Origin of the sequence: Nocardioides sp. NBC_00850 (assembly GCF_045207335.1) — a bacterium.
Taxonomy (GTDB): domain Bacteria; phylum Actinomycetota; class Actinomycetes; order Propionibacteriales; family Nocardioidaceae; genus Nocardioides.
In genome coordinates this window covers 756,096-778,973 of the sequence record NZ_CP108845.1, presented here as the reverse complement: position 1 = coordinate 778,973, position 22,878 = coordinate 756,096, and the positions used below count along the sequence as shown (strand labels likewise).

Sequence of the window (22,878 nt, the reverse complement as noted above, 5' to 3'; positions counted from 1 at the left end):
CGCCCAACCCCCGAGCGAGCGGCGCTCACCATCTTGCTGACCCTGACAGCAGCCGCGTACCTGTGGACGCTGTCGGAGTCCGGATACGCCAATCAGTACTACTCCGCCGCCGCACAAGCCGGCGGCGAGAGCTGGAAGGCGTGGTTCTTCGGGGCGCTCGACGCGAGCAGCTCGATCACGGTCGACAAGCCGCCGGCGTCGCTGTGGGTGATGGGCCTGTCCGTACGCCTCTTCGGGCTGTCCTCGTGGAGCATCCTGGTGCCGCAGGCGCTGATGGGCGTCGGCACCGTCGGGCTCGTCTTCGCCATGGTGAAGAAGGTCGCGCCGTGGCAGGCGGCGATCGCGGCGGGGGCGTTGACCGCGCTGACCCCGGCGGCGGCGCTGATGTTCCGGTTCAACAACCCGGACGCGCTGCTGCTCCTGCTGCTGGTCGGTGCCGGGTTCTCGACGCTCAAGGCGATCGAGACGGGCAAGGGCAGGTGGATGGTGCTGGCCGGGGTGCTGCTCGGCTTCGGCTTCCTGACCAAGATGCTGCAGGCGTTCCTGATCATCCCGGCGATCGCGGTCGTCTACCTGATCGCGGGCAAGGGCTCGTTCGGCAGGAGGATGACCCACGGCATCGCCTGCTTCGTCGCCATGGTCGCGAGCGCCGGCTGGTACATCGCGATCGTCGAGCTCATCCCCGAGTCCTGGCGCCCCTACATCGACGGCTCGACCGGCAACTCGCTCCTCGAACTGACGCTGGGCTACAACGGCGTCGGCCGGCTCAACGGCGGCGACTACGGCGGCCTCGGCAACGCGGGCTTCTCCAGCGCGGCCGGGATCCTGCGGCTCTTCCAGGGCGTCTCCGGCGGGATGGTCTCCTGGCTGCTCCCGGCGGCTCTGCTCCTCCTCGTCACCGGGCTCGTCGCGCTGCGCAGGTCGCCGCGTACCGACCTGACCCGTGCCGCGCTGATGCTCAGTGGCGCAACGATGCTCGTCACCGGCCTGGTGTTCTCCTTCATGGAGGGCATCTACCACGACTACTACGTGGTCGCGCTGGCCCCGTGGATCGCGATCACCGCGGTCGTCGGCGCTGTGATCATGTGGCGCGACCGCGACGACCTCTTCGCCCGGATCACCCTGGCGGTCGCGATGGCCGGCAGCTCCGTGTGGGGCTGGGTGCTCCTCGGGCAGTCGGGCGAGCAGCCGTACGACGCACTGCGCTGGCCCGTCCTGATCATCGGTCTCGGGGTCGCTGCCGCGTTCGTCTTCGCGGACAGGCTCACCCGCCGGGCAGCCGCGGCGGTCCTCGCGGCGGCAGCCGTGACCGTGGGCCTCGGGCCCGCGGCGTACGCGATCCAGACGATCGGCACCGCTCACACCGGCTCGATCGTGACGGCCGGTCCGTACGAGGGCGGCGGCATGGGCGGGATGGGCGGTGGTCGCCCGGCTGGTGCAGGCGGTGGCCCCGGCGGTCAGACCCAGAACGGCACCCCACCGACCGGCCAGATGCCGCAAATGCCCGGCGGCAATCCCGGCGGGATGCGCGGCGGCGGAATGATGGGCGGCGGCGCGGTCGACGAGGAGCTCGCCGAGGCGGTGAGCACCAACGCCGGCAACTTCACCTGGGTGGCCGCGACGATCGGTTCCCAGACCGCGGCCGGCCTTCAGCTCGAGTCCGGCGAGGCCGTGATGGCGATCGGTGGCTTCAACGGCACCTCGAACAGCATCACGCTCGAGCAGTTCCAGGAGTACGTCGCCAACGACGAGATCCACTACTTCATCGCCGGCGGCGGGATGGGCGGCATGCGAGGCGCAGGAGGCAGCAGCGACGAGACCTCCAGCGCCTCCCAGATCAGCGCCTGGGTGGAGGAGAACTTCACCCAGACCACGATCGGCAGCTCAACGGTCTACGACCTGACCGAGGGGGCCGCATGACCGCGGCCACGACTCTCTCCAACGGCCTGTGGGCAGTCGACGAGAAGCGGCTGCTGACCGCGATCGACTTGGTGATCCCGGTCCACAACGAGGAGAAGGGCCTAGAGGAGTCCGTACGCCACCTCGACGGCTACCTGCGCACCCTGCCCTACTCCACGACGATCACGATCGCCGACAACGCCAGCACCGACGGCACCTGGGAGATCGCGGAGCGGCTCGCGACCGAGATCACCCGGGTCCGCGCGATCCACCTCGAGGAGAAGGGCCGGGGCAGGGCACTCAAAGCGGCCTGGTCCACGTCACGAGCGGAGGTGGTCGGCTACATGGACGTCGACCTCTCCACCGACCTGCGGGCCCTGCCGCCCCTGCTCGCCCCGCTGCTCTCCGGCCACTCCGACGTCGCGATCGGGTCCCGGCTGGCCCGCGGCAGCCGGATCGAGCGTGGCCCGAAGCGGGACTTCCTGTCCAAGGGCTACAACCTGCTGCTGCGCGGGATCCTCTCCGCGGAGTTCACCGACGCCCAGTGCGGCTTCAAGGCGCTCCGTCGCGACGTCGCCGAGAAGCTGCTTCCGCTGATCGAGGACGACAGCTGGTTCTTCGACACCGAGCTGCTCGTCCTCGCCTCCGAGGCTGGCCTGCGCGTGCACGAGGTGCCGGTCGACTGGGTCGACGACCCCGACTCGCGCGTCGACATCATCAAGACGATCAAGGAGGATCTCGTTGGGATCCGCCGTCTGCTGTTCGGGCTGGTCAGCGGCCGGATCGACCTGAGTGGCGTACGTCATCCCGGGCCCGTGCGCAGCCCGAGCCTGGCGGCTCAGGTGATCCGCTTCGGGGCCATCGGGGTGATGAGCACACTGGCGTACCTGTTCCTCTACGTCCTCCTCCGCACCGCCGTCGGAGCGCAGGCGGCGAACCTGATCGCGCTCCTGGTGACCGCGGTCGCCAACACCGCGGCCAACCGCCGGCTGACCTTTGGGATCACCGCGCGGCAGGGCGCGGTGAAGCATCACGTCGCCGGGCTGGCCGCCTTCGGCGTCGGGCTGACCCTGACCTCGGGATCGCTCGCGCTCCTCCACCTGGCCGCGCCGACACCCGCGCGAGCCATCGAGATCGTCGTGCTCGTGGCCGCCAACGCCGCGGCCACGCTGATCCGCTTCATCGCCCTCAGGTGGGTGATGAGTCCGCGCTCGTGAGCCGCTGGGTGCCGATGACGCGGAGCAGCTCGAGCTTCTCCGCGGCATCGGTGCCCTCGGCCGGGAAGTAGGCGAGCAGCTTCACGTCGGCCTCCTCGGTGAGCAGGACCTCGCAACGTACGGCGACCGGGCCGACCTCCGGATGGATGAACGTCTTCAGATCCGCACGCCGCACGCCGACCTGGTGCCGCTCCCACAGCCCGCGAAACTCCTCGCTCGCGGCGAGGAGGTCGTGCACCAGCGAGGTGATGTCTGAGTCGCCGGCCCGCCGGGCGTACGTCGCCCGCAGGTCCATCACATGGCTCGCCGACATCCGGTCCCAGTCCTCGCGCGGCGCCGGCCGGCGGTCGGGCTCGATGAACCAGCGCCACATCATGTTGCGGCCCCGGCCGGGCCCCTCGGGCAGCGGCGGCAGCAGCGTGGTGGCGAGCGGGTTGAGCCAGGCGATCTCGCCGGTGTCGGTGCAGATCACGACGGGGATGTCGGTCAGCCGCCGGGCGAGGGCGATCAGGCCGGGACGTACGTAATTGCCCGCCCGCCGCGGCGGCGGCGTCATCCCGGCGAGGTAGAAGAGGTGGTCGCGCTCGTCGAGATCGCACTGCAGCGCCCGCGCGATCGCGGAGAGCACCGACTCCGACGGCGCCGACCCGCGCGCCTGCTCCAGCCGCGTGTAGTGGTCGGTCGAGACCCCGGCGAGCGAGGCGACCTCCTCCCGCCGAAGTCCAGGCGTACGCCGCCGCAACCCGTCCGGGAGGCCGACGTCGGAGGGCCGGAGCAGCTCCCGGCGACGGCGGAGGAAGTCGGCGAGCTCACGGCGGTCGGTCACGTTCCTCATCCTCCGTCGGTGGCGTCCGGTTATCCAGGGACGGCTCGTCCCTGGATGTGCCGTGCCTGCCGGAGCGTCTCCGACCGTCGCAGGCTGGACGTCATGACGACATTCATCAGCCGGCAGCTCGGCAAGAACGGTCCCACGGTCACCTCCCCCGCCTTGGGCGGGATGAGCCTCTCCGGCGTCTACGGCGCGGTCGAGGACGAGGAGGGCGTACGCGTCATCCACGCCTACCTCGACGCCGGCGGCACCCTGATCGACACCGGCGACTTCTACGGCGCCGGCCACAACGAGATGCTGATCGCCGGGGCGCTGCGCGAGCGTGATCGCGACGACGTGGTGCTCTCGGTGAAGTTCGGCGCACTGCTCACCCCGGTCGGGATGCCGGCCGGCTTCGATAGCCGGCCCGAGGCGGTCAAGTCCTCCCTGACCTACTCCCTCCAGCGGCTCGGCACCGACCACGTCGACATCTACCGCCCCGCACGTCTCGACCCGCAGGTGCCGATCGAGGAGACCGTGGGCGCGGTCCAGGAGCTGGTCGAGGCGGGATACGTACGCCACGTCGGGCTCAGCGAGGTCAGCGCCGACACGATCCGGCGGGCCGCCGCGGTGGCCCCGATCAGCGACCTGCAGATCGAGTACTCCCTGCTCAGCAGGGGGATCGAGACCAACGGCATCCTCGACACCTGCAGCGAGCTGGGCATCGGCATCACCGCGTACAGCGTCCTCGGCCGCGGCCTGATCGGCGGTAGCGGCGCCCTCGGCGGCTCGCTCGCCCATATGCCGCGCTTCCAGGGCGACAACCTCGACCACAACCGCTCGCTGCTCGCCACCCTGGAGGAGATCGCTGCGGCCAAGGGCGTCACCCTGGCCCAGCTCGCGATCGCCTGGGTTGCCGCCCGCGGCGAGCACATCGTCCCCGTCATCGGCTCGCGCCGGGTCAGCCAGGTCGAGTCGATGGCAGGTGCGAGCGAGGTCACCCTCGACGACGCCGACCTCGCTCGCATCGACGCCGCCGTGCCCGTCGGCGCAGCCCGCGGTGACCGCTACCCGACCCAGTTCATGGCGCAGCTCGACAGCGAGCTGTGAGGACGTGAGGAAGACCACAGGTATTGGACCGATACAACCGGACAACCCTGGTGTCCACCTGCTGATCTGCCCTACCGTTACCGGCCAGTAACCAGCACGGTGGGGTTCCGGACCCCCGCCGGTCATTAATCGGTCACGCGCTGATCGGCTGACCGGGATCCCACCATGCTGGAGACTGAAGACACTGCGCAGCTAGACCCAAGGAGTCGAGGATGCTCATCGGAGTGACCCGAGAGACGAAGCCCGGGGAGACCCGGGTAGCGGCCACCCCCGCGACGGTCAAACAACTGACCGGTCTGGGCTATGACGTCGTCATCGAGGGTGGAGCCGGAGAGGCGTCCAGCTTCAAGGACGAGGCGTACGCCGAGGCCGGCGCCCGCATCGGCACGGCCGCCGACGCGTGGGGTGCCGACCTGGTCTTCCGGGTCAACGCGCCTTCCGTCGGCGAGGTCGAGCTGCTGAAGAGCGGCGCCACCCTGGTCGCCCCGCTGGCGCCGGCGCAGAGTGCTGAGCTGCTCGACGCCCTGGCCGCCCGCAAGGTCGACGCCTTCGCGATGGACGCGGTGCCGCGTATCTCGCGGGCCCAGTCCATGGACATCCTCTCCAGCCAGGCCAACATCGCGGGTTACCGCGCCGTGGTCGAGGCCGCCCACCACTTCGGCCGCTTCTTCACCGGCCAGGTGACCGCGGCGGGCAAGGTGCCCCCAGCGAAGGTGCTCGTGGCCGGTGCCGGTGTGGCCGGTCTGGCCGCGATCGGCGCGGCGAGCTCGCTGGGTGCGATCGTGCGCGCCACCGACCCTCGTCCGGAGGTCGCCGACCAGGTCAAGTCGCTCGGCGGTGAATACCTGAAGGTGGAGGTCGAGGTCGAGAAGTCGACCGACGGCTACGCCAAGGCGACCTCGGAGGCCTACGACCAGCGCGCCGCGGAGATCTACTCCGAGCAGGCCGAGGACGTCGACATCATCGTGACGACCGCGCTGATCCCGGGGCGCCCGGCGCCGAAGCTGATCACGGCGGCCGACGTGGCGAGCATGAAGTCCGGCTCGGTCATCGTCGACATGGCGGCCGCGATGGGTGGCAACGTCGAGGGCACGGTGAAGGACGAGGTCGTCACCACGCCCAACGGCGTCACGATCATCGGCTACACCGACCTGCCCGCGCGTCTTCCCGCGCAGTCCAGCCAGCTCTACGGCACCAACCTGGTGAACCTGATGAAGCTGGTGACGCCCGAGAAGGACGGCGTACTCGCCCTCGATCTCGAGGACCAGGTCCAGCGCGGTCTGACCGTCGTGCACGACGGCGGCGTGCTCTGGCCGCCCCCGCCGGTTCAGGTCTCCGCGGCTCCGGCCGCGGTCGCCCCCGCCGAGGTCGCGGTCAAGGAGACTCAGAAGCCGCTCTCCGCCTCCGCCAAGCTCGCCCTGGTCGGCACCGGTGCGCTCGCTCTCTTCCTGCTCAACGCGGTCGCTCCGGCGGAGATCACCCGGCACTTCACCGTGCTGACGCTGTCGGTGGTGATCGGGTTCTACGTGATCGGCCATGTGCACCACGCGCTGCACACCCCGCTGATGTCGGTGACCAACGCGATCTCCGGCATCGTCGTCGTGGGCGCCCTGCTGCAGCTCACCGTCGCTGACAACGTGGTGATGGTGCTCGCGGGCATCGCCACGCTGCTGGCGAGCATCAACATCTTCGGTGGCTTCGCCGTGACCCGCCGCATGCTCTCGATGTTCCGGAAGGCCTGATCATGGATATCTTCTCGATCGCTGGTGCGGCCTACCTCGTCGCCGCCCTCCTTTTCATCCTGTCGCTGGCAGGGCTGTCCAAGCACGAGACCGCCTCGCAGGGCTGGCTCTACGGCGTCGCCGGTATGACGCTGGCGCTGGTCGCGACCGTCATCCAGGTCGTCGACGGCGGCACCACCACCGCAGTGATCGTCCTGGTCGTCGCTGTCGCCGTCGGTGCGGTCATCGGCCTGTGGCGTGCCAAGGTCGTAGAGATGACCGGCATGCCCGAGCTGATCGCGCTGCTGCACTCCTTCGTCGGTCTGGCGGCCGTCCTGATCGGCTGGAACGGCCACCTCGAGGCCGCTGCGGGCCACATCCACGGTGGCGCCATCCACTCTGCCGAGGTCTTCATCGGTGTCTTCATCGGTGCGGTGACCTTCACCGGCTCGATCGTCGCCTTCCTCAAGCTCTCCGCGCGGATGAAGTCGGCCCCGCTGATGCTGCCGGGCAAGAACGTCATCAACATCGGCGCCCTGGTCGTCTTCGTGATCCTGACGGTCGTCTACGTCATCAACCCGACGCTCCCGCTGCTGATCGCGGTCACCGTGGTGGCGCTGGCGCTCGGCTGGCACCTGGTCGCCTCCATCGGCGGCGGTGACATGCCGGTCGTGGTCTCGATGCTCAACAGCTACTCCGGCTGGGCCGCGGCCGCCTCGGGCTTCCTGCTCGGCAACGACCTGCTGATCGTCACCGGTGCCCTGGTCGGTTCCTCGGGTGCGTACCTCTCCTACATCATGTGCAAGGCGATGAACCGCTCGTTCATCTCGGTCATCGCCGGCGGGTTCGGCATCGAGGCCGGGCCGTCGGGTGACGTCGACTACGGCGAGCACCGCGAGATCAACGCCGAGGACACCGCCGAGCTCCTCGCCGGCGCCTCCTCGGTCGTGATCACCCCGGGCTACGGCATGGCCGTCGCCCAGGCGCAGTACCCGGTCGCCGAGCTCACCCGCATCCTGCGGGACAAGGGCGTGGACGTACGTTTCGGCATCCACCCCGTCGCCGGCCGTCTCCCGGGCCACATGAACGTGCTGCTGGCCGAGGCCAAGGTGCCCTACGACATCGTCCTGGAGATGGACGAGGTCAACGACGACCTGGCCGAGACCGACGTCGTCCTGGTCATCGGTGCCAACGACACCGTGAACCCGGCCGCCGCCGAGGACCCCACCAGCCCGATCGCCGGCATGCCCGTCCTGCGGGTCTGGGAGGCCAAGAACGTGGTCGTCTTCAAGCGGTCGATGGCCGCGGGCTATGCCGGTGTGCAGAACCCGCTCTTCTTCCGGGAGAACACGCAGATGCTCTTCGGCGACGCCAAGGCCAAGGTCGACGAGATCGTCAACGCCCTCGCCCGGGTGCCGGCCTGACCTGGACAAACAGCATCTGACCAGCGGAAACGTGACGCAAGTCTCGCCCTGGTGAATTCTGCACGGCTCGGGCACGACACCCAGAATGAGTGTCGTGTCCGAGCCGTTTACAGACTCCCTCGAGTCGATCCGTGTCCCCCATACGTTGCTGGAGGACGCGCTCGGCTACGTGACCAGCATCGTGGTGACCTCGCTGGGGCTCTACCTGATCCAGTCGGTCGGCGCGGTGACCGGCGGCACCGCCGGCCTGAGCCTGCTGGTGAGCTACTGGACCGGGCTGCCGTTCGAGGTGCTGTTCGTCCTGGTCAACCTGCCCTTCTTCGGGCTCGCGCTCTCCAAGAAGGGCATCGGGTTCACCCTCCGGTCGCTGGGCTGCGTCATCGCGGTCTCGGCGATGACCCGGGTCCACGCCGACCTGCTTCCGCTCGACGGCCTCGACACCGTCTACGGGGTCGTGGCCGGCAACCTGCTCGTCGGCCTCGGGCTCCTGGTGATCTTCCGCCACGGTGCCTCGCTGGGCGGGTTCAACGTGCTCGCACTGCTCCTGCAGGAGCGGCTCAACCTCCGGGCCGGGTACGTCCAGATGGGCCTCGACGTCAGCGTCGTCCTCCTCGCGCTCTTCGTCGTCTCGCCCGCGACCGTCCTCCTCTCCGCCCTCGGCGCGGTCGTCCTCAACATCATCCTGGCCTTCAACCACCGGCCCGGCCGGTACCTCGCCTGACGTCGTCCTGAGACGTTTGTCTTCCAAGTCGGTAGACATTGCAGAATAGAGGCATGACTGCCGCGAAGCGCGCGCCCCAGGCCGGCGCCGAGGACCTGACCGAGCACCTGCGTGACCGCTGGTCGGTGAGTGTGTTCGACCCGGCCCACGAGCTCTCCGACGCCGAGATCAGGCTGCTCCTCGAGGCGGCCCGGTGGGCGCCGAGCGCGGGCAACAGCCAGCCGTGGTCGTTTCTGGTGCTGCCCCGCGGATCGGCCGGGCACCAGACGTTCGTGAGCCACCTCTCGCGAGGCAACTCCGGCTGGGTGCCGCGGGCATCGGCCGTGTTCGTCGCGATCTCCCAGGTCGGCGTGGGCCCGGACGGCAATGGTCCGAAGTGGTCGGACTACTCCCACTACGACCTCGGTCAGGCGGCCGCGCATCTCACCGTCCAGGCCGCCTCCCTCGGCCTCTCCTCCCACCAGTTCGCCGGGTTCGACCACGATGCCGTGGCAGCGGCCTTCGGCGTACCCGACTGGTGGAAGGTGATGACCGGGATCGCGGTCGGCCTCCACGGCGACCCCGCGCAGGTCGACCCGCGCGACGCGGAGCGCGAGGAGCGCGAGCGCGTCCGGCGGCCGCTCGAGGAGATCGCCTTCGCCGACAAATGGGGCACGCCCTGGGCCTGATGCCCCGGGGCGTGCGTCCCAGAAGGCTTTAAAAGGGACGTACCCATCGGGGCATCGGTCTAAGGTTCCTGGGTGGAGAACGGTCAGGGAGCAGGTCGACTCCGGCGCGTCGTGGCAGGTGTATTCGTGCTGGGGGTGCTGGGTGCTGGGCTGGTGACGACCGCGCCAGCGGCCGTCGCGGCGCCCAACGACAGTGTCGGCGAGTCCTCGCGCACCCGCTACGTGCTCGACGAGAAGGCCAAGACCGTCAAGGTGAAGGCCGAGGTCACGATCACCAACCAGCAGCCGAGCACGGCCACGACCTACTACTTCCTGACCGGTCACGCGATCCCGATCCCAGCAGGGGCGACGAAGGTCAGGGCGACCAGCAACGGCGCGAACCTGCCGGTGAGCACCGAGAAGATCAAGGGCACCGGTCTCGCGGTGGTGACCGTGTCCTTCCCGAACCTCTACTACGGCAAGTCGCGCACGATCACCTGGACGTACGAGCTGAAGGGCGCCCCGATCCGGGCGAAGAAGAACCACACCCGGATCGGCGAGGGGTACGCCGTCTTCCCCGTGATCGGCCTCGGTGACGACGGGCAGGTGACCGTCGACGTCGTGCTGCCGAAGTCGATGACGTTCACCGCCTCCTCGGGCGAATTCAGCAAGCGCACCAAGGGCAAGACGACGACCTGGCACTCCGAGGGCGACTTCGTCGACGCCGGCGTCTCCGCCCGCGACCCGAAGGCCTTCGACGAGAAGAAGATCAAGGTCGGCGACACGAAGCTGTCGCTGCAGAGCTTTCCCAAGGACAAGGAGTGGATCGACTTCGCCGAGAAGCGGGTCACCGAGGGCATGCCGGTGCTGGAGGAGCTGACCGGCAACGAGTGGCCCGGTGGGCTCGAGACGATTCGTGAGGACGGCTCGGCGGAGGCGGTCGGCTATGCCTGGTTCGACTCCGACGCCGACGAGATCGTCGTCTCCGAGGACCTGGACACGGCGATCCTCTACCACGAGATGACCCACGCCTGGATCAACCCCGACATCGTCGAGGGCCGCTGGCTGAGCGAGGGCCTGACCGAGCTCGTCGCCCAGCACGCGACGGAGAAGGTCGGTGCCAAGGGGCAGAAGTACGGCAAGGTGAAGCGTCGCAGCAAGGCCGCGTTCCCCCTCCTGACCTGGGATGCCGCCGGCTGGAGCCAGGAGAAGGACGCGTACGGCTACCCGGCTGCCTACACAGCCGTCTCGGCCATGCTCGCGGACCTCTCCGACGAGGAGCTGACCCATGTGGTCGACGACGTCTACGACGGCCGCAGTGGTTACGACGCCGCCGATGACGAGATCACCAGCGGCCCGGTCGACTGGCGCCTCTTCCTCGACATCGTGCAGAGGTACGACACCGATGCCTCCCCGGAGAAGCCGCTGAAGAACTGGGTGCTCACCCGCGCCGAGGCGAAGCAGCTCGAGCCGAGGGCCGAGGCCCGCAAGACGTACGCCGAGATCGACCGCGTCAACGGCGAGTGGCTACCGCCGCTGGGTCTCCGCGACGTCATGGCCGAGTGGGGCTTCGAGGACGTGGACGGTGTCGTCGGCCTGATCGGTGAGGCGAACGCCGATGCCGCTGCGGTCCAGGAGGCGGCCGAGAAGGCCGATCTGCCGGTGCCGGCCGCGGCGAAGGAGGCCTACGAGGGCGCCAACGAGGACGACCGGTATCGCGAGCTCGCCGCCACGCTGCCCCGCACCGCCGAGGTGATCACCGAGGTCGGTGAGGCGACCGCCGACGTCGAGGGCATGCAGAACCCGCTGACCGAGCTCGGCGAGCTGGTGCTGTTCCTCGACGTGGGCGCGGCCAGTGCGCGAGCCGACCTGAACAACGGCTATCTCGAGGACGCCTCGGCCACCGCGGCCGGGGTACGCGCCCGGGCCGACTGGGCACTGATCGTCGGACTGGTCGCGCTGCTCGTGCTCGCTTGCGCGGCGTACGCGGCGTACCGGGTGTTCTGGAACCCGTCGGCGCGACGCCGGCGGGCCGAGCGCAGGGCCTTCCTCGTGCAGGCGAAGAAGACGAGGAAGGCGGGGGCGCCGTGGGATTCTCGACCTGCCTGGCCGCCGATGCCGCCCGTGCCGCCGGCGCAGCCGCCGGGACCCCCGGGACCGCCGTGGCCTCCGGGGCCGCACGGACCGCCGTCAGTCGGTGGCGAGCTCTTCGGCGTACAGCGCGGCCCCGACGGCCCCCGCGGTGTTGAGGAGCTTCGCCGGGATGATCTCGGTGTCCAGGTCGAGCAGCGGCAGGAATTCCGCCGCCTCCTTCGAGACCCCTCCGCCGACAAGGAATAGGTCGGGGGAGAACAGCATCTCCAGGTGCTGGTAGTACCGCTGCAGCCGCTTGGCCCAGTGCTTCCAGGAGAGATCCTCGCGCTTGCGGGCGATGTTGGAGGCGCGGGTCTCGGCGTCGTGGCCGTCGAGCTCGAGGTGACCGAGCTCGGAGTTGGGCACGAGCACGCCGTCGTAGAGGAGCGCCGACCCGATGCCGGTGCCGAGCGTCGTCATGATGACCAGCCCGCGGCGACCCTTCGCGGCGCCGTAGCGGACCTCGGCCAGGCCGGCGGCGTCGGCGTCGTTGACCACGTGCACGTCCCGGCCGGTGGCCGCGGTGAAGATCGCGTCCGCGTCGGCGCCGATCCAGGACTTGTCGATGTTGGCCGCGGAGTGCACCACCCCGTGACGTACGACGCCGGGGACGGTCACGCCGACCTTCCCGTCGTAGTCCGGGAACTGGGAGAGCAGGTCCACGAAGATCTCGGCGATGGCGTCGGGGGTGGAGCGTTCGGGTGTCGGGATGCGTACGCGTTCCTCGGCGAACTCGCCGGTCGCGAGATCGATCGGGGCACCCTTGATGCCCGTGCCGCCGAAGTCGATGCCGAAGGGCAGGCTCGTCGTCATGAGCCCATCCTATTTACAAGCACCGACGTGACGTACGACACTTGACAGATCATCCTGATTTGTCAAAGGGGCCAACGATGGAGATCGCCAACAGCACGGTGCCCGACGGCTCGACCGAACAGTGGCGCGACAAGAAACGCTATCTGTGGTTGCTCGGCCTGGTGGTGCCGCTCCTCGGGTTCATCGCGATCAGCGGCTGGCACCTGACCGACATCGGCGCGTTCCTGTGGACCGGACCGATCATCATCCTGATCGTGGTCCCGGCCATCGACCTGTTCGCTGGGCTCGACAAGTCCAACCCGCCTGACGACATGATCGAGGCGCTGGAGAACGACAGGTACTACCGCTGGATCGTCTACTCCTACCTCCCGCTGCAGTACGCCGTCTTCATCGGCGGCATGGCGCTCGCCGCTCACGGCGCACTGGACGGCCACACGCTGAGCGTGATCGACCGGGTCGGGCTGGCGATCTCGGTCGGCTGCATCGGCGGCATCGGCATCAACACCGCCCACGAGCTCGGCCACAAGCGCGAGGACGTCGAACGCTGGCTCTCCAAGGTCGCGCTCGCGCAGAGCTTCTACGGCCACTTCTACATCGAGCACAACCGCGGCCACCACGTCCGCGTCGCGACCCCCGAGGACCCGGCCTCGGCCAAGGTCGGCGAGTCCTTCTACACCTTCTGGCCCCGCACGGTCTCGGGGTCGCTGAAGAGCGCCTGGAGGCTGGAGAAGAAGAGGTACGCGCGTCGCGACCAGCACCCGTTCCGGATCGGCAACGACGTACTCAACGCCTGGCTGATGTCGGCGGTGCTGTGGGGCGGGCTGATCGTGTGGCTCGGGCCCGTGGTGATCCCGTTCCTGCTGGTCCAGGCCGTCGTCGGGTTCTCGCTGCTCGAGGTGATCAACTACATGGAGCACTACGGCATGCTGCGCCAACGCGTCGGCCGGCGCTACGAGCGCGTCGACCCCAGCCACTCCTGGAACTCCAACAACATCGCCACCAACGTGCTGCTCTACCACCTGCAGCGCCACAGCGACCACCACGCCAACCCCGTACGCCGCTACCAGACCCTGCGCGACTACAAGGAGTCTCCGGTGCTGCCCACCGGCTATGCCGGGATGATCCTGCTCGCGATCGTGCCGCCGGTCTGGCGCCAGGTGATGGACCCCAGGGTGCTGGCGCACTTCGACGGCGACATGTCGCGGGCCAACATCCTGCCCCGAAAGCGGGACAGGATCCTGGCGAAATATCCGGCGCCGGTCGCAGATCGTGCCGAGACCGGCGACGACACCGTCGCGCAGGTCATCGGCCAGGAGGTGCTGGCCGCCCGCTGTCCCGGGTGCGGGTACACCTACCGAGTGGAGGAGGGCAACGAGGCAGAAGGGTTCGCCGCCGGCACATCGTGGGGGGACGTGCCGGACGACTGGTGCTGCCCGGACTGTGGCGTGCGCGAGAAGGTCGACTTCGTACCTCTCGCCTCGGACTCCGTCTCGTAGCCGTCCTCGGACGGCGACAGCCCCCGACCTCGTACGAGATCGGGGGCTGTCTGCTGCCGGCGACGGTCAGCGCTTCGCGAGCTCGGGTTCCCGCGGCTCCTCGGCGTAGTGGTCGGCGAGGTAGTGCCGCTCCAGGCTCTCGCCCTCGACGTCGACGTTCGGGAGGATCCGGTCGAGCCACTTCGGCAGCCACCAGGCCTTCTCCCTCATCAGGTACATCAGCGTCGGGATGAGGAGCATCCGCACGATGAAGGCGTCGAAGACGACGGCCGCGGCGAGCGCGAAGCCCATGGACTTGATGATGGGGTCGTCCATCAGGATGAAGCCCGAGAAGACGGCGGTCATGATCAGCGCGGCGGCCGTGACCACCCGGGCCGAGTTGCGGAACCCGTCGACCACGGCCTCCTTGTAGGAGGCACCGTGGACGTGGGCCTCACGGATCCGGGTGACCAGGAAGACCTGGTAGTCCATCGCCAGGCCGAAGACCAGCCCGATCAGGAAGATCGGCATGAAGCTGACGATCGGCTGGCCGTCGAAGATCCCGAAGGCACCTTCCTGGAAGACCGCGACAGTGACGCCGAGGGTGGCCAGGACCGACAGCAGGAAGCCGAGCGTCGCGGTCAGCGGCACCAGGATCGAGCGGAAGACGAGCATCAGCAGGAGGAACGCCAACCCGATCACGATCGCGAGGTAGGGCAACAGTGCGTCGTTGAGCTTCTCGGAGATGTCGGACATGATCGCGGAGGTGCCGGTGACCGCGAGGTCCGCGCCGGTCTCCTCCTCGAGGGCACCTTCGCCCTCGCGCAGCTCCGCCAGCAGGTTCTCGGTCGCCTCGTCCTCCGGGGCGGTCTCCGGCTCGATCAGGATCACCGCGCCGTTCTCGTTGCCCGACGGGGGCACCACCTTGGCGACCCCCTCCAGCGAGCCGGCCCACTCCGCGACCCGGGCGTACGTGGCCTGCTTGGCCGCTGCGTCGCCGGGTGTCTCGCGGGCATCGACCACCAGCATCATCGGGTCGAGGCGGCCCGGCCCGAAGCCCTCCTCGACCAGCTCGACCGCCTGACGGCGCGAGCTGTCCGCGGGGGCCGTGCTGTCGCCGGGCATTCCGAGGTGCAGGTCCTTGAACGGGATGGCCAGGGCGCCCAGGCCGATGACCACGATCAGCACCCAGGCGATGGGCGCCTTGCCGATGAACCGGGCCCAGCGGACACCGTTGTTGAGCACGCGGCCGTTGGCCTCGCGCTTGGGGTTGTAGTGGCGTACGGACAGGCCGAAGGCCTTCGACTTGAACACACCCAGCAGGGCGGGGAGCAGGGTCAGCGCGACCAGGACTGCGACCACGACCGTGGCTGCGGCGCCCAGGCCCATGTAGGTCAGGAACGGGATGCCGACGACGCTGAGCGCGGAGAGAGCGATGACGACGGTGAGGCCGGCGAAGACCACCGCGGAGCCGGCGGTGCCGACCGCGACGCCGATCGCCTCCTCACGGTCGTCGGTGTGGTCGAGCTCGCTGCGGTAGCGCGCCAGGATGAACAGCGCGTAGTCGATCCCCACCGCGAGGCCGATCATCGTGGCGAGCATCGGGGTGGTCGAGGAGACGTCGGTGAACGCGGTGAGAGCCGTGATCCCCATGGTGCCGATGCCGACGCCGATGCCGGCGGTGAGGATCGGGAGCCCGGCGGCCACGAACGAGCCGAAGGTCAGCAGCAGGATGAGCAGGGCGAGCACGATGCCGACCAGCTCGGCGCTGGCGCCGCCGATCTCCTGGACCTGCATGCCCTGGCCGCGTACCTCGACCTGGAGGCCGGAGGCCGCGTCGGCCTCCTCGACGACGTCGGTGACCTCCTGCTGCATCTCCGGGGTCACCTCGGAGACGTCGACGTCCTCGAACTGGGTCGAGATCAGGCCGATCCGGCCGTCGTCGGACAGCGTCGGCTGGGCCTCGAGCTGGCCGAGCAGCATCTGCAGCGCCTGCTTCTCGCTCACCTGCTGACCGCTCTGCGCGGACATCGCCTGGGCCGTCGCCGGAGCGGCCGCCTCGGCCATCTCCGGGGTCCAGATGTAGGAGATCTGGTCTGGTACGTCGTCGAGCGCCGCGAGGTTCGTGACGAGCTCGGCCACGGCGGCCTGGTTGTCGGAGCTCGTGAGGGTCTCGCCCTCGGGCGCGGCGACGACGACCTCGATGGAGGCGGCGTCGAGCACCGAGCCCTCCTCGCTGCCCATGATCTCGGGCAGCTCCTCGGCGGCCTCGACCGACTCGAGGCCGGGCATGGTGAAGGTCGTGGACATCGGCTTGGACATCGTGGTCGCCACGGCGCCGATCCCGATGATCACGATCATCCAGACGGCGACGAAGACCGGCCACCGCCGGTAGGCGGTCTTTCCGAGTCGATAGAGCAGCTTGGCCATTTCGGGGGTCCCCCTGGTCAGTGGTTCAGAACAGATCGACGAGGTCGTCGAAGATCCGGGTGAAGTGGTCGGCGACGGTGCCGGCCGAAGGATTGGCGAGGTAGGCGTCGAGCGCGGCGTCGAAGACGACGATCACCAGGCGCAGGGCGACGCCGGCGAGCTCCGGGGTCATCTGGTCGCCTTCGCGTTGCGAGATCACCTCGGCGAAGTGAGCCGTCGCCTTCTCGAAGCGCGCGTGCGCGGCGTCGAGCACCTGCTTGTCGGTCTTCAGGACGCGACGGATGAGGACGAGGTCGTCGTGGTCCATCTTCTCGGCCTCGAGCACCGTGCGCACGAGGACGCCGAGGTCGCGGCCGACGTGTCCGGTGGGGCCGCCTCCGACGAAGGTCGCGCCCAGCTCGGGATCGGGCTCGTGGTCAGGGCCGAGGACGGCATCCATCTTGCTCGGAACGTGGTTGAACAACGTACGTCGCGAGACGCCGACCCGCTCGGCGAGATGGTCCATGGTCCAGCCGTCGAAGCCGAACTCATCGGTCATCTGGAGCGCGGCGCGATGGATGGCGGCCGCGGTGCGATCCCGTCGCATCATCCGATTGCACTTTCACTCATAGAGTGCAGTGTTGCACCCTGGGGGTATTGAGTGCAAAACCATGTGGGACAGTTCACCCGTCCCGTCATCCGCGGGGAGGCATGGCCGTAGACTTTGCCTTCATGGCGGCCGGCGCACCTGAAACCACCCGACAGCGGATCCTCGATGCCGCCGTCGAGATGACCACCGAGTCCGGGTGGGCGAGTGTGACGATGTCGCGCATCGCCCAGCGATGCGGGGTCAGCCGGCAGACCGTCTACAACGACATCGGCGCCAAGCCGGCCCTGGCGAAGTCGCTGATCCTGCGTGAGCTCGAGCAGTTCCTCGCGGTCGTGAGCACGGCCTTCGACCAGGAGGACGACTTCATCCGGGCGATCCGCCAGGCGACGTACGGTGTCCTCGACCGTGCCCAGGACAACAAGCTGCTGCACGCGGTCGTCTCGGCGACCCACGGTGCCGACACCGAGCTGCTGCCCTACCTCACCAGCCACAGCGAGGGACTGCTGGGCTACGCGACCGAGCTCATCCACGAGCACGTCGAGAAGTTCGAGCACGGGCTGACCGACGACCAGGCGGACACCGCCATCGAGATGACCGTTCGGGTGGTCCTCAGCCATGTCATGCAGCCCACGAAGTCACCCGACGAGACCGCCGACGACATCGCCTGGCTGATCTCGCGGGTCCTCAACGGCTGAGTTACCAGCGAGTTGGGTGCTGACCAGGCCTCGCCTAACCTTCCTGCGGGGAGGTAGATGGATGCGTAAGGTCTCGTGGAGAGCGGCTGCGGCAATCGGCGCGGTGCTCGTGGTGACCCTGGCCGCCTGTGCGGGTGAGCCGTCGAAGCCGGCCTCCCCGAGCGGCAGCGGCAGCGGCAGTCCGAGCGCCAGCGGCGCCGCGAAGGACGAGAGTCCGGTCGCCGACCCCTCGCACGCCGTCGACATTCCCGGCAAGCGCGAGGGCACGCTGCACTCCACCGACCTGCTGATCCTCTCCGAGGACACCCTCTCGTCCGGCGACGTCAAGAAGATCCGCGGTCTCTCCGGCGTCTCCGGCGTCGAGCAGATCTCGATGGCCCAGGTCAGCGTCGAGGGACGGCTGGTGAAGGTGGTCGCCGTCGACCCGTCCACCTACCGCAACTTCGCCCCCTTCCAGAGCGCCGACTCCGACGAGGTCTGGCAGCGCGTCGCCGGCGGAGAGGTGGCGATCGACCCCGAGCGCCAGGACGAGCTCCCGGCCGACAAGGACGGGTTCGTGAGGCTCGGCTCCAAGAAGGACGCGGCCTCTGTCCATGTCGGTGCCTACGCTCCCCAGCCGCCTGGTCTCGCCGCGGCCGTCGTCAACCACAAGTGGGGCGAGGAGATGGGGATGGAGAAGGGCAACGCGCTCATCGTCTCCACCGCCGCCATCGCCCCCAACCGGGTCGTCAAGCCGATCCAGAAGGTCGTCGGCTCGGACGCCTCCGTCCAGCGCCTCGACGTCGTCGCCCGCGCGGGCCTCGACCCCAACGCTCCCCAGAAGGCGTACGTCGTCGGCACCGTCGCCGAGGCCGTCGGCAACTACACCTACCGGGCCAACGGCGACGGCACCATCACCCCCGCCGCGAGCTGGGTGAGCTCCCACATCGTGACCGCCCAGGTGCCGATCCTCGGCTCGGTGACCTGCAACAAGGTGATGATCCCGCAGCTGCGCGCCGCGCTGCAGGAGGTCGTCGACCGCGGCCTGGCCAAGACGATCGACCCGAAGCAGTACGCCGGCTGCTACTACCCCCGCTTCATCGCCAACACCACCCAGCTCTCCAACCACGCCTTCGGCACCGCCGTCGACCTCAACACCGCCGGCAACCAGCGCGGCACCGTCGGCGAGATGGACCGCACCGTCGTCTCCATCTTCGAGCGCTGGGGCTTCACCTGGGGCGGCAACTGGAAGTGGACCGACCCCATGCACTTCGAGATGAACCGCATCGTCAAACCGGGCTGATCCGGGGTTGTTGCTGACCTGCTTGGGACCTCGCATCTACGCTGGGGTGCGTGACGATCCTCGATGACGCCCGTCCGGGCATGGATGACAGCATTCGGCCGCAGGACGACCTGTTCGGGTTCGTCAACGGCACCTGGCTACGGGAGGTCGAGATTCCGTCCGACCGGTCGAGCTGGGGGCCGTTCGTGATGCTCGCCGACCAGGCCGAGAAGGACGTGCGCGCGATCATCGAGGAGCTCGCGGCCTCGGGTGGCGAGCCGGGCAGCGACGCCCAGAAGATCGGCGACCTCTTCGCGAGCTTCATGGATGTGGAGGGGGTGGCCGCGCGCGGCGTACGTCCTCTGGATGGTCTGAGGGCTGCCGTGGACGGGCTCCGCGACGCGGACGACCTGGCGGCGTTCCTGGGCGAGGTCGAGCGGATCGGCGGTCACGGGCTGTTCGGGTCCTACGTCGACAACGACGACAAGCAGTCCGACCGCTACATCTTCAACCTGCTCCAGGGCGGCCTCGGGCTCCCTGACAAGGACTACTACTTCGACGAGAAGTTCGCCGAGGTGCTGGGGAAGTACGCCGACTACCTGACCCGCCTCTACGAGCTCGCCGAGCACCCCGACCCGCGTGCGGCCGCGGAGACGATCATCCGGATCGACACCCGCCTGGCCGAGGGCCACTGGGCGCGCGAGGAGACCCGCGACAAGCAGAAGACCTACAACCTGCTGACCCTCGCCGAGCTGCGCGAGCTGGCCCCCAACTTCAACTGGGATGCGTACGTCCGCAACCTCTCCGGCTCGAAGCTGACCACCGAGGCGGTGCTCGGTGAGGTGGTCGTGCGGCAGCCGTCGTTCTTCTCCCACCTCTCGACCGTGCTCGGCGAGGTCGACGTCGACGACTGGAAGCTGTGGCTCTACTTCCACGTGCTCCGCTGGGCGGCTCCCTACCTGACCGACGACTTCGTCGAGACCAACTTCGACTTCTACGGGCGCACCCTCAACGGCACGCCTGAGCTGCGCGAACGCTGGAAGCGCGGGGTGGCGATCGTGGAGGGCGCGATCGGTGAGGCGGTCGGCAAGGAGTACGCCGCGCGTCACTTCCCGCCCGAGGCGAAGGCGCAGATGGACGAGCTGGTCCACAACCTCCTCGAGGCCTACCGCAAGTCGATCTCCGAGCTCGACTGGATGGGCGAGGAGACCAAGGAGAAGGCGTACGAGAAACTCGACAAGTTCACGCCCAAGATCGGCTACCCGTCGAAGTGGCGCGACTACTCGGCGCTGACCATCTCCAAGGACGACCTGATCGGCAACGTGTCGGCGGCCTCGGTCTTCGAGACCGACCGGCAGCTCGGCAAGCTCGGCGGACCGGTGGACCGCGACGAGTGGTTCATGCTGCCGCAGACGGTCAACGCCTACTACAACCCCGGCACCAACGAGATCTGCTTCCCGGCCGGCATCCTGCAGCGCCCGTTCTTCGACAAGGACGCGCACCCGGCGGAGAACTACGGCGGCATCGGCGCGGTGATCGGTCACGAGGTCGGGCACGGCTTCGACGACCAGGGCGCCCAGTTCGACGGCGACGGCAACATGCAGGACTGGTGGTCGCCGGAGGACAAGGCGGCCTTCGAGGTGAAGACCAAGGCGCTCATCGAGCAGTATTCGGCGCTCTCGCCGCGGGACCTGCCGGGTGAGTTCGTCAACGGCGCACTGACCGTCGGCGAGAACATCGGCGACCTCGGTGGCCTGACGATCGCGCACACCGCCTACATGCTCGCGACCGATGGTTCCGCGGGCGTCGGCGACCGGCAGCGGCTCTTCCTCAACTGGGCCTACGTGTGGCGTACGGTGCGACGCAAGGAGCAGGCGCAGCAGTACCTCACGATCGACCCGCACAGCCCGCCGGAGTTCCGTGCCAACATCGCGCGGAACCTGGACGAGTTCCATGAGGTTTTCGGCACCGCTCCGGGCGACGGACTGTGGCTCGATCCGGAGGAGCGCGTGCGGATCTGGTGACCTTGCGGGTAGGGGTATTGGTTAATATTCGATAACAACGTAAAGGAGTTACGCGGGGAGGCGTCTTCATAAATCCGCATTGCAGGAAATTGTTTCTTCGCGGTATCGATTCGGGTGCAAGGATTCCGTTCATCCTGGTCCCCACAATCGAGGAGAACCCCACGATGCGTATTGCTCGAGTAGCGGGAGCGGCCACCGCTGCCGCTGTTGCAGGAACTGCCTTCATCGCCTCCTTCGGAAGTCCAGCCGGCGCGACCCCTGCCGGCTCCGCCTCCACCATCACGCCAGAGACCCTGGCAGCCCAGAAGGTCATCGACGACGAGTCGATCGCGGACAAGGCGATCGGCGCGCTGATGAGCAAGCCGTCGACCTGGAAGGTCGGCGCGGGCCAGGAGCTCGAGCCCGTGGTGACTCTGAAGGACACCAACGGCGCCACCCATGTCCGGATGAACCGGACGTACGAGGGCCTCGAGGTCGTCGGCGGTGACCTGGTCGCCCACCAGAGCAAGGCCGGCACCCTGACCTCGGTCTCCCAGGGGCTGACCAAGGTGCTCGACCTCTCGGTGAAGCCGGCCGTGACCGGGGCCGTGGCCACCAAGGCCGCGCTGACCCTGGACGCCGTCACCAAGAAGATCACCAAGCTCCAGGCCGACAAGAAGTACGCACCCGAGCTCGTCGTCGACGCGGTCGACGGCACCCCGACGCTGGCGTGGCGGGTGACCACCAAGGGCAAGCAGGCCGACGGCACCCCCTCGCGCCTGGCGACCTACGTCGACGCGGAGACCGGCAAGGTGCTGCGCCGGGTCGAGGGCATCCACACCATCGACGGCGAGGGCAACACCCTCTACTCCGGGACCGTCCCGCTGCAGGTGAAGCAGAACGGCTCGACGTACGAGCTGCGTGACGAGACCCGTGGCGGCACCTACACGACCGACATGAACAACGCCGAGGACAGCCTGCTGTGCCAGCTCCTCGGGTTCGGCTGCGCCGCCGGGACGGTGGTCACGAGCCCGACCACGACCTTCGGCAACGGCTCCAACGACGACCGGGCGACCGCGGCGGCCGACGCGCAGTACGGCACCAACGTCACCTGGGACTACTTCAAGAACGTCCACGCGCGTGACGGCATCTTCGGCGACGGCTCGGGCTCCTACAACCGGGTCCACTACGGCAACGACTACGTCAACGCCTTCTGGGACGGCGAGAAGATGACGTACGGCGACGGCGACGGTGTCGGCTACGGACCGCTGGTCTCGCTGGACGTCGCGGGCCACGAGATGACCCACGGCGTCACCGAGAACACCTCGGGCCTGGAGTACTCCGGTGAGTCCGGTGGGCTCAACGAGTCCACCTCGGACATCTTCGGCACTGCGGTCGAGTTCTACGCCGACAGCGCCGAGGACCAGGGCGACTACCTGATCGGTGAGTCCTTCATCCTCGACGGTGGCGACCCGCTGCGCCGGATGGACAACCCGTCCTTCGACGGCAATTCGGTCAACTGCTGGTCGTCCTCGACCGGTGACCTCGACGTCCACTACTCCAGCGGTGTCGGCAACCACTTCTTCTACCTGCTCTCCGAGGGCTCGGGCACGAAGACGATCGGTGGGGTCGAGCACTCGAGCACGACCTGTGACGGCTCGACGATCGCCGGGATCGGTCGCGACAAGGCGGAGCAGATCTGGTTCCGGGCCAACTCGACCTACTTCACCTCGACCACCGACTACGCCGGCGCACGCGACGCGACGGTGAAGGCGGCCTCGGACCTCTACGGTGCCTCCAGCCCCGAGGTCGCGGCGGTCGAGGCGACCTGGACCGCGGTCTCGGTGAGCTGATCTCGCCACACTGACAACAGAGTCGTCCGACGGCGTCGTTTTCCTTCTGGAGGCGGCGCCGTCGACCGCTTTGGGTAAC

General features: G+C 68.6%; 16 protein-coding genes. 12 read left to right on the top strand and 4 right to left on the bottom strand.

The window, feature by feature from the left end; translation table 11 throughout:
* Nucleotides 1-33 precede the first annotated feature (33 nt).
* Both OH802_RS03725 and OH802_RS03720 read left to right on the top strand, forming a co-directional pair.
* Nucleotides 34-1,920, top strand: a complete 1,887-nt coding sequence (locus tag OH802_RS03725) for an ArnT family glycosyltransferase (protein ID WP_406025230.1) — start codon at nt 34-36, stop codon at nt 1,918-1,920.
* Nucleotides 1,917-3,116 carry a glycosyltransferase gene (locus OH802_RS03720; protein WP_406025228.1) on the top strand — a complete coding sequence of 400 codons (1,200 nt, stop codon included), beginning with the start codon at nt 1,917-1,919 and terminating at the stop codon, nt 3,114-3,116. The genes OH802_RS03725 and OH802_RS03720 overlap by 4 nt, the downstream gene beginning before the upstream one ends.
* Here the strand turns inward: OH802_RS03720 and OH802_RS03715 are convergent.
* A complete protein-coding gene (locus OH802_RS03715) occupies nt 3,088-3,942 on the bottom strand; it encodes a helix-turn-helix transcriptional regulator (protein ID WP_406025226.1) in 855 nt (284 codons plus the stop codon). The genes OH802_RS03720 and OH802_RS03715 overlap by 29 nt on opposite strands.
* 102 nt (nt 3,943-4,044) lie before the next feature.
* Here OH802_RS03715 and OH802_RS03710 point away from each other — a divergent pair, with 102 nt between their 5' ends.
* From OH802_RS03710 to OH802_RS03690, 5 genes are all read left to right on the top strand, one after another.
* Nucleotides 4,045-5,034 carry an aldo/keto reductase gene (locus OH802_RS03710; RefSeq protein ID WP_406025224.1) on the top strand — a complete coding sequence of 330 codons (990 nt, stop codon included), beginning with the start codon at nt 4,045-4,047 and terminating at the stop codon, nt 5,032-5,034.
* A 212-nt stretch (nt 5,035-5,246) separates the two neighbouring features.
* Nucleotides 5,247-6,776, top strand: coding sequence for a Re/Si-specific NAD(P)(+) transhydrogenase subunit alpha (locus OH802_RS03705; protein WP_406025222.1), 1,530 nt, complete (start codon nt 5,247-5,249; stop codon nt 6,774-6,776).
* 2 nt (nt 6,777-6,778) lie between these two features.
* Complete coding sequence (gene pntB, locus OH802_RS03700) at nt 6,779-8,179, top strand: Re/Si-specific NAD(P)(+) transhydrogenase subunit beta (protein WP_406025220.1); 1,401 nt, start codon at nt 6,779-6,781, stop codon at nt 8,177-8,179.
* Between the two features lie 85 nt (nt 8,180-8,264).
* A complete protein-coding gene (locus OH802_RS03695; protein ID WP_406025218.1) occupies nt 8,265-8,900 on the top strand; it encodes a YitT family protein in 636 nt (211 codons plus the stop codon).
* Between the two features lie 53 nt (nt 8,901-8,953).
* Nucleotides 8,954-9,568, top strand: coding sequence for a nitroreductase family protein (locus OH802_RS03690; protein ID WP_406025216.1), 615 nt, complete (start codon nt 8,954-8,956; stop codon nt 9,566-9,568).
* Between the two features lie 2,169 nt (nt 9,569-11,737).
* Here the strand turns inward: OH802_RS03690 and ppgK are convergent.
* A complete protein-coding gene (gene ppgK, locus OH802_RS03685; protein WP_160025998.1) occupies nt 11,738-12,493 on the bottom strand; it encodes a polyphosphate--glucose phosphotransferase in 756 nt (251 codons plus the stop codon).
* A 77-nt stretch (nt 12,494-12,570) separates the two neighbouring features.
* Here ppgK and OH802_RS03680 point away from each other — a divergent pair, with 77 nt between their 5' ends.
* Nucleotides 12,571-13,989, top strand: a complete 1,419-nt coding sequence (locus OH802_RS03680; protein ID WP_406025213.1) for a fatty acid desaturase — start codon at nt 12,571-12,573, stop codon at nt 13,987-13,989.
* Nucleotides 13,990-14,055: 66 nt separating this feature from the next.
* Here OH802_RS03680 and OH802_RS03675 read toward each other — a convergent pair whose 3' ends face one another.
* Both OH802_RS03675 and OH802_RS03670 read right to left on the bottom strand, forming a co-directional pair.
* Nucleotides 14,056-16,398 carry an MMPL family transporter gene (locus OH802_RS03675; protein WP_406025211.1) on the bottom strand — a complete coding sequence of 781 codons (2,343 nt, stop codon included), beginning with the start codon at nt 16,396-16,398 and terminating at the stop codon, nt 14,056-14,058.
* A 25-nt stretch (nt 16,399-16,423) separates the two neighbouring features.
* Complete coding sequence (locus OH802_RS03670; protein WP_406025209.1) at nt 16,424-16,984, bottom strand: TetR/AcrR family transcriptional regulator; 561 nt, start codon at nt 16,982-16,984, stop codon at nt 16,424-16,426.
* Nucleotides 16,985-17,088: 104 nt separating this feature from the next.
* Between OH802_RS03670 and OH802_RS03665 the strand changes: the two genes are divergently transcribed.
* The 4 genes from OH802_RS03665 (at nt 17,089) to OH802_RS03650 (ending at nt 22,799) form a co-directional block, all read left to right on the top strand.
* On the top strand, nt 17,089-17,682 hold the full coding sequence (locus tag OH802_RS03665) for a TetR family transcriptional regulator (RefSeq protein ID WP_406025207.1): 594 nt from the start codon (nt 17,089-17,091) through the stop codon (nt 17,680-17,682).
* Nucleotides 17,683-17,743: 61 nt separating this feature from the next.
* A complete protein-coding gene (locus tag OH802_RS03660; RefSeq protein ID WP_406025205.1) occupies nt 17,744-18,964 on the top strand; it encodes a M15 family metallopeptidase in 1,221 nt (406 codons plus the stop codon).
* Nucleotides 18,965-19,014: 50 nt separating this feature from the next.
* Complete coding sequence (locus OH802_RS03655) at nt 19,015-20,967, top strand: M13 family metallopeptidase (RefSeq protein WP_406025204.1); 1,953 nt, start codon at nt 19,015-19,017, stop codon at nt 20,965-20,967.
* 164 nt (nt 20,968-21,131) lie between these two features.
* The gene (locus tag OH802_RS03650; protein WP_406025202.1) at nt 21,132-22,799 is read left to right on the top strand and encodes a M4 family metallopeptidase; all 1,668 of its coding nucleotides are present in this window, start codon (nt 21,132-21,134) and stop codon (nt 22,797-22,799) included.
* Nucleotides 22,800-22,878: the final 79 nt, after the last annotated feature.

What these genes read in the sequence shown, in the direction of transcription:
- OH802_RS03720 (WP_406025228.1), top strand. Translation starts at nt 1,917, where the DNA reads ATGACCGCGGCCACGACTCTCTCCAACGGCCTGTGGGCAGTCGACGAG.
- OH802_RS03710 (WP_406025224.1), top strand. Translation starts at nt 4,045, where the DNA reads ATGACGACATTCATCAGCCGGCAGCTCGGCAAGAACGGTCCCACGGTC.
- OH802_RS03705 (WP_406025222.1), top strand. Translation starts at nt 5,247, where the DNA reads ATGCTCATCGGAGTGACCCGAGAGACGAAGCCCGGGGAGACCCGGGTA.
- pntB (WP_406025220.1), top strand. Translation starts at nt 6,779, where the DNA reads ATGGATATCTTCTCGATCGCTGGTGCGGCCTACCTCGTCGCCGCCCTC.
- OH802_RS03695 (WP_406025218.1), top strand. Translation starts at nt 8,265, where the DNA reads ATGAGTGTCGTGTCCGAGCCGTTTACAGACTCCCTCGAGTCGATCCGT.
- OH802_RS03690 (WP_406025216.1), top strand. Translation starts at nt 8,954, where the DNA reads ATGACTGCCGCGAAGCGCGCGCCCCAGGCCGGCGCCGAGGACCTGACC.
- ppgK (WP_160025998.1), bottom strand. Translation starts at nt 12,493, where the DNA reads ATGACGACGAGCCTGCCCTTCGGCATCGACTTCGGCGGCACGGGCATC.
- OH802_RS03680 (WP_406025213.1), top strand. Translation starts at nt 12,571, where the DNA reads ATGGAGATCGCCAACAGCACGGTGCCCGACGGCTCGACCGAACAGTGG.
- OH802_RS03675 (WP_406025211.1), bottom strand. Translation starts at nt 16,398, where the DNA reads ATGGCCAAGCTGCTCTATCGACTCGGAAAGACCGCCTACCGGCGGTGG.
- OH802_RS03670 (WP_406025209.1), bottom strand. Translation starts at nt 16,984, where the DNA reads ATGCGACGGGATCGCACCGCGGCCGCCATCCATCGCGCCGCGCTCCAG.
- OH802_RS03665 (WP_406025207.1), top strand. Translation starts at nt 17,089, where the DNA reads ATGGCCGTAGACTTTGCCTTCATGGCGGCCGGCGCACCTGAAACCACC.
- OH802_RS03660 (WP_406025205.1), top strand. Translation starts at nt 17,744, where the DNA reads ATGCGTAAGGTCTCGTGGAGAGCGGCTGCGGCAATCGGCGCGGTGCTC.
- OH802_RS03650 (WP_406025202.1), top strand. Translation starts at nt 21,132, where the DNA reads ATGCGTATTGCTCGAGTAGCGGGAGCGGCCACCGCTGCCGCTGTTGCA.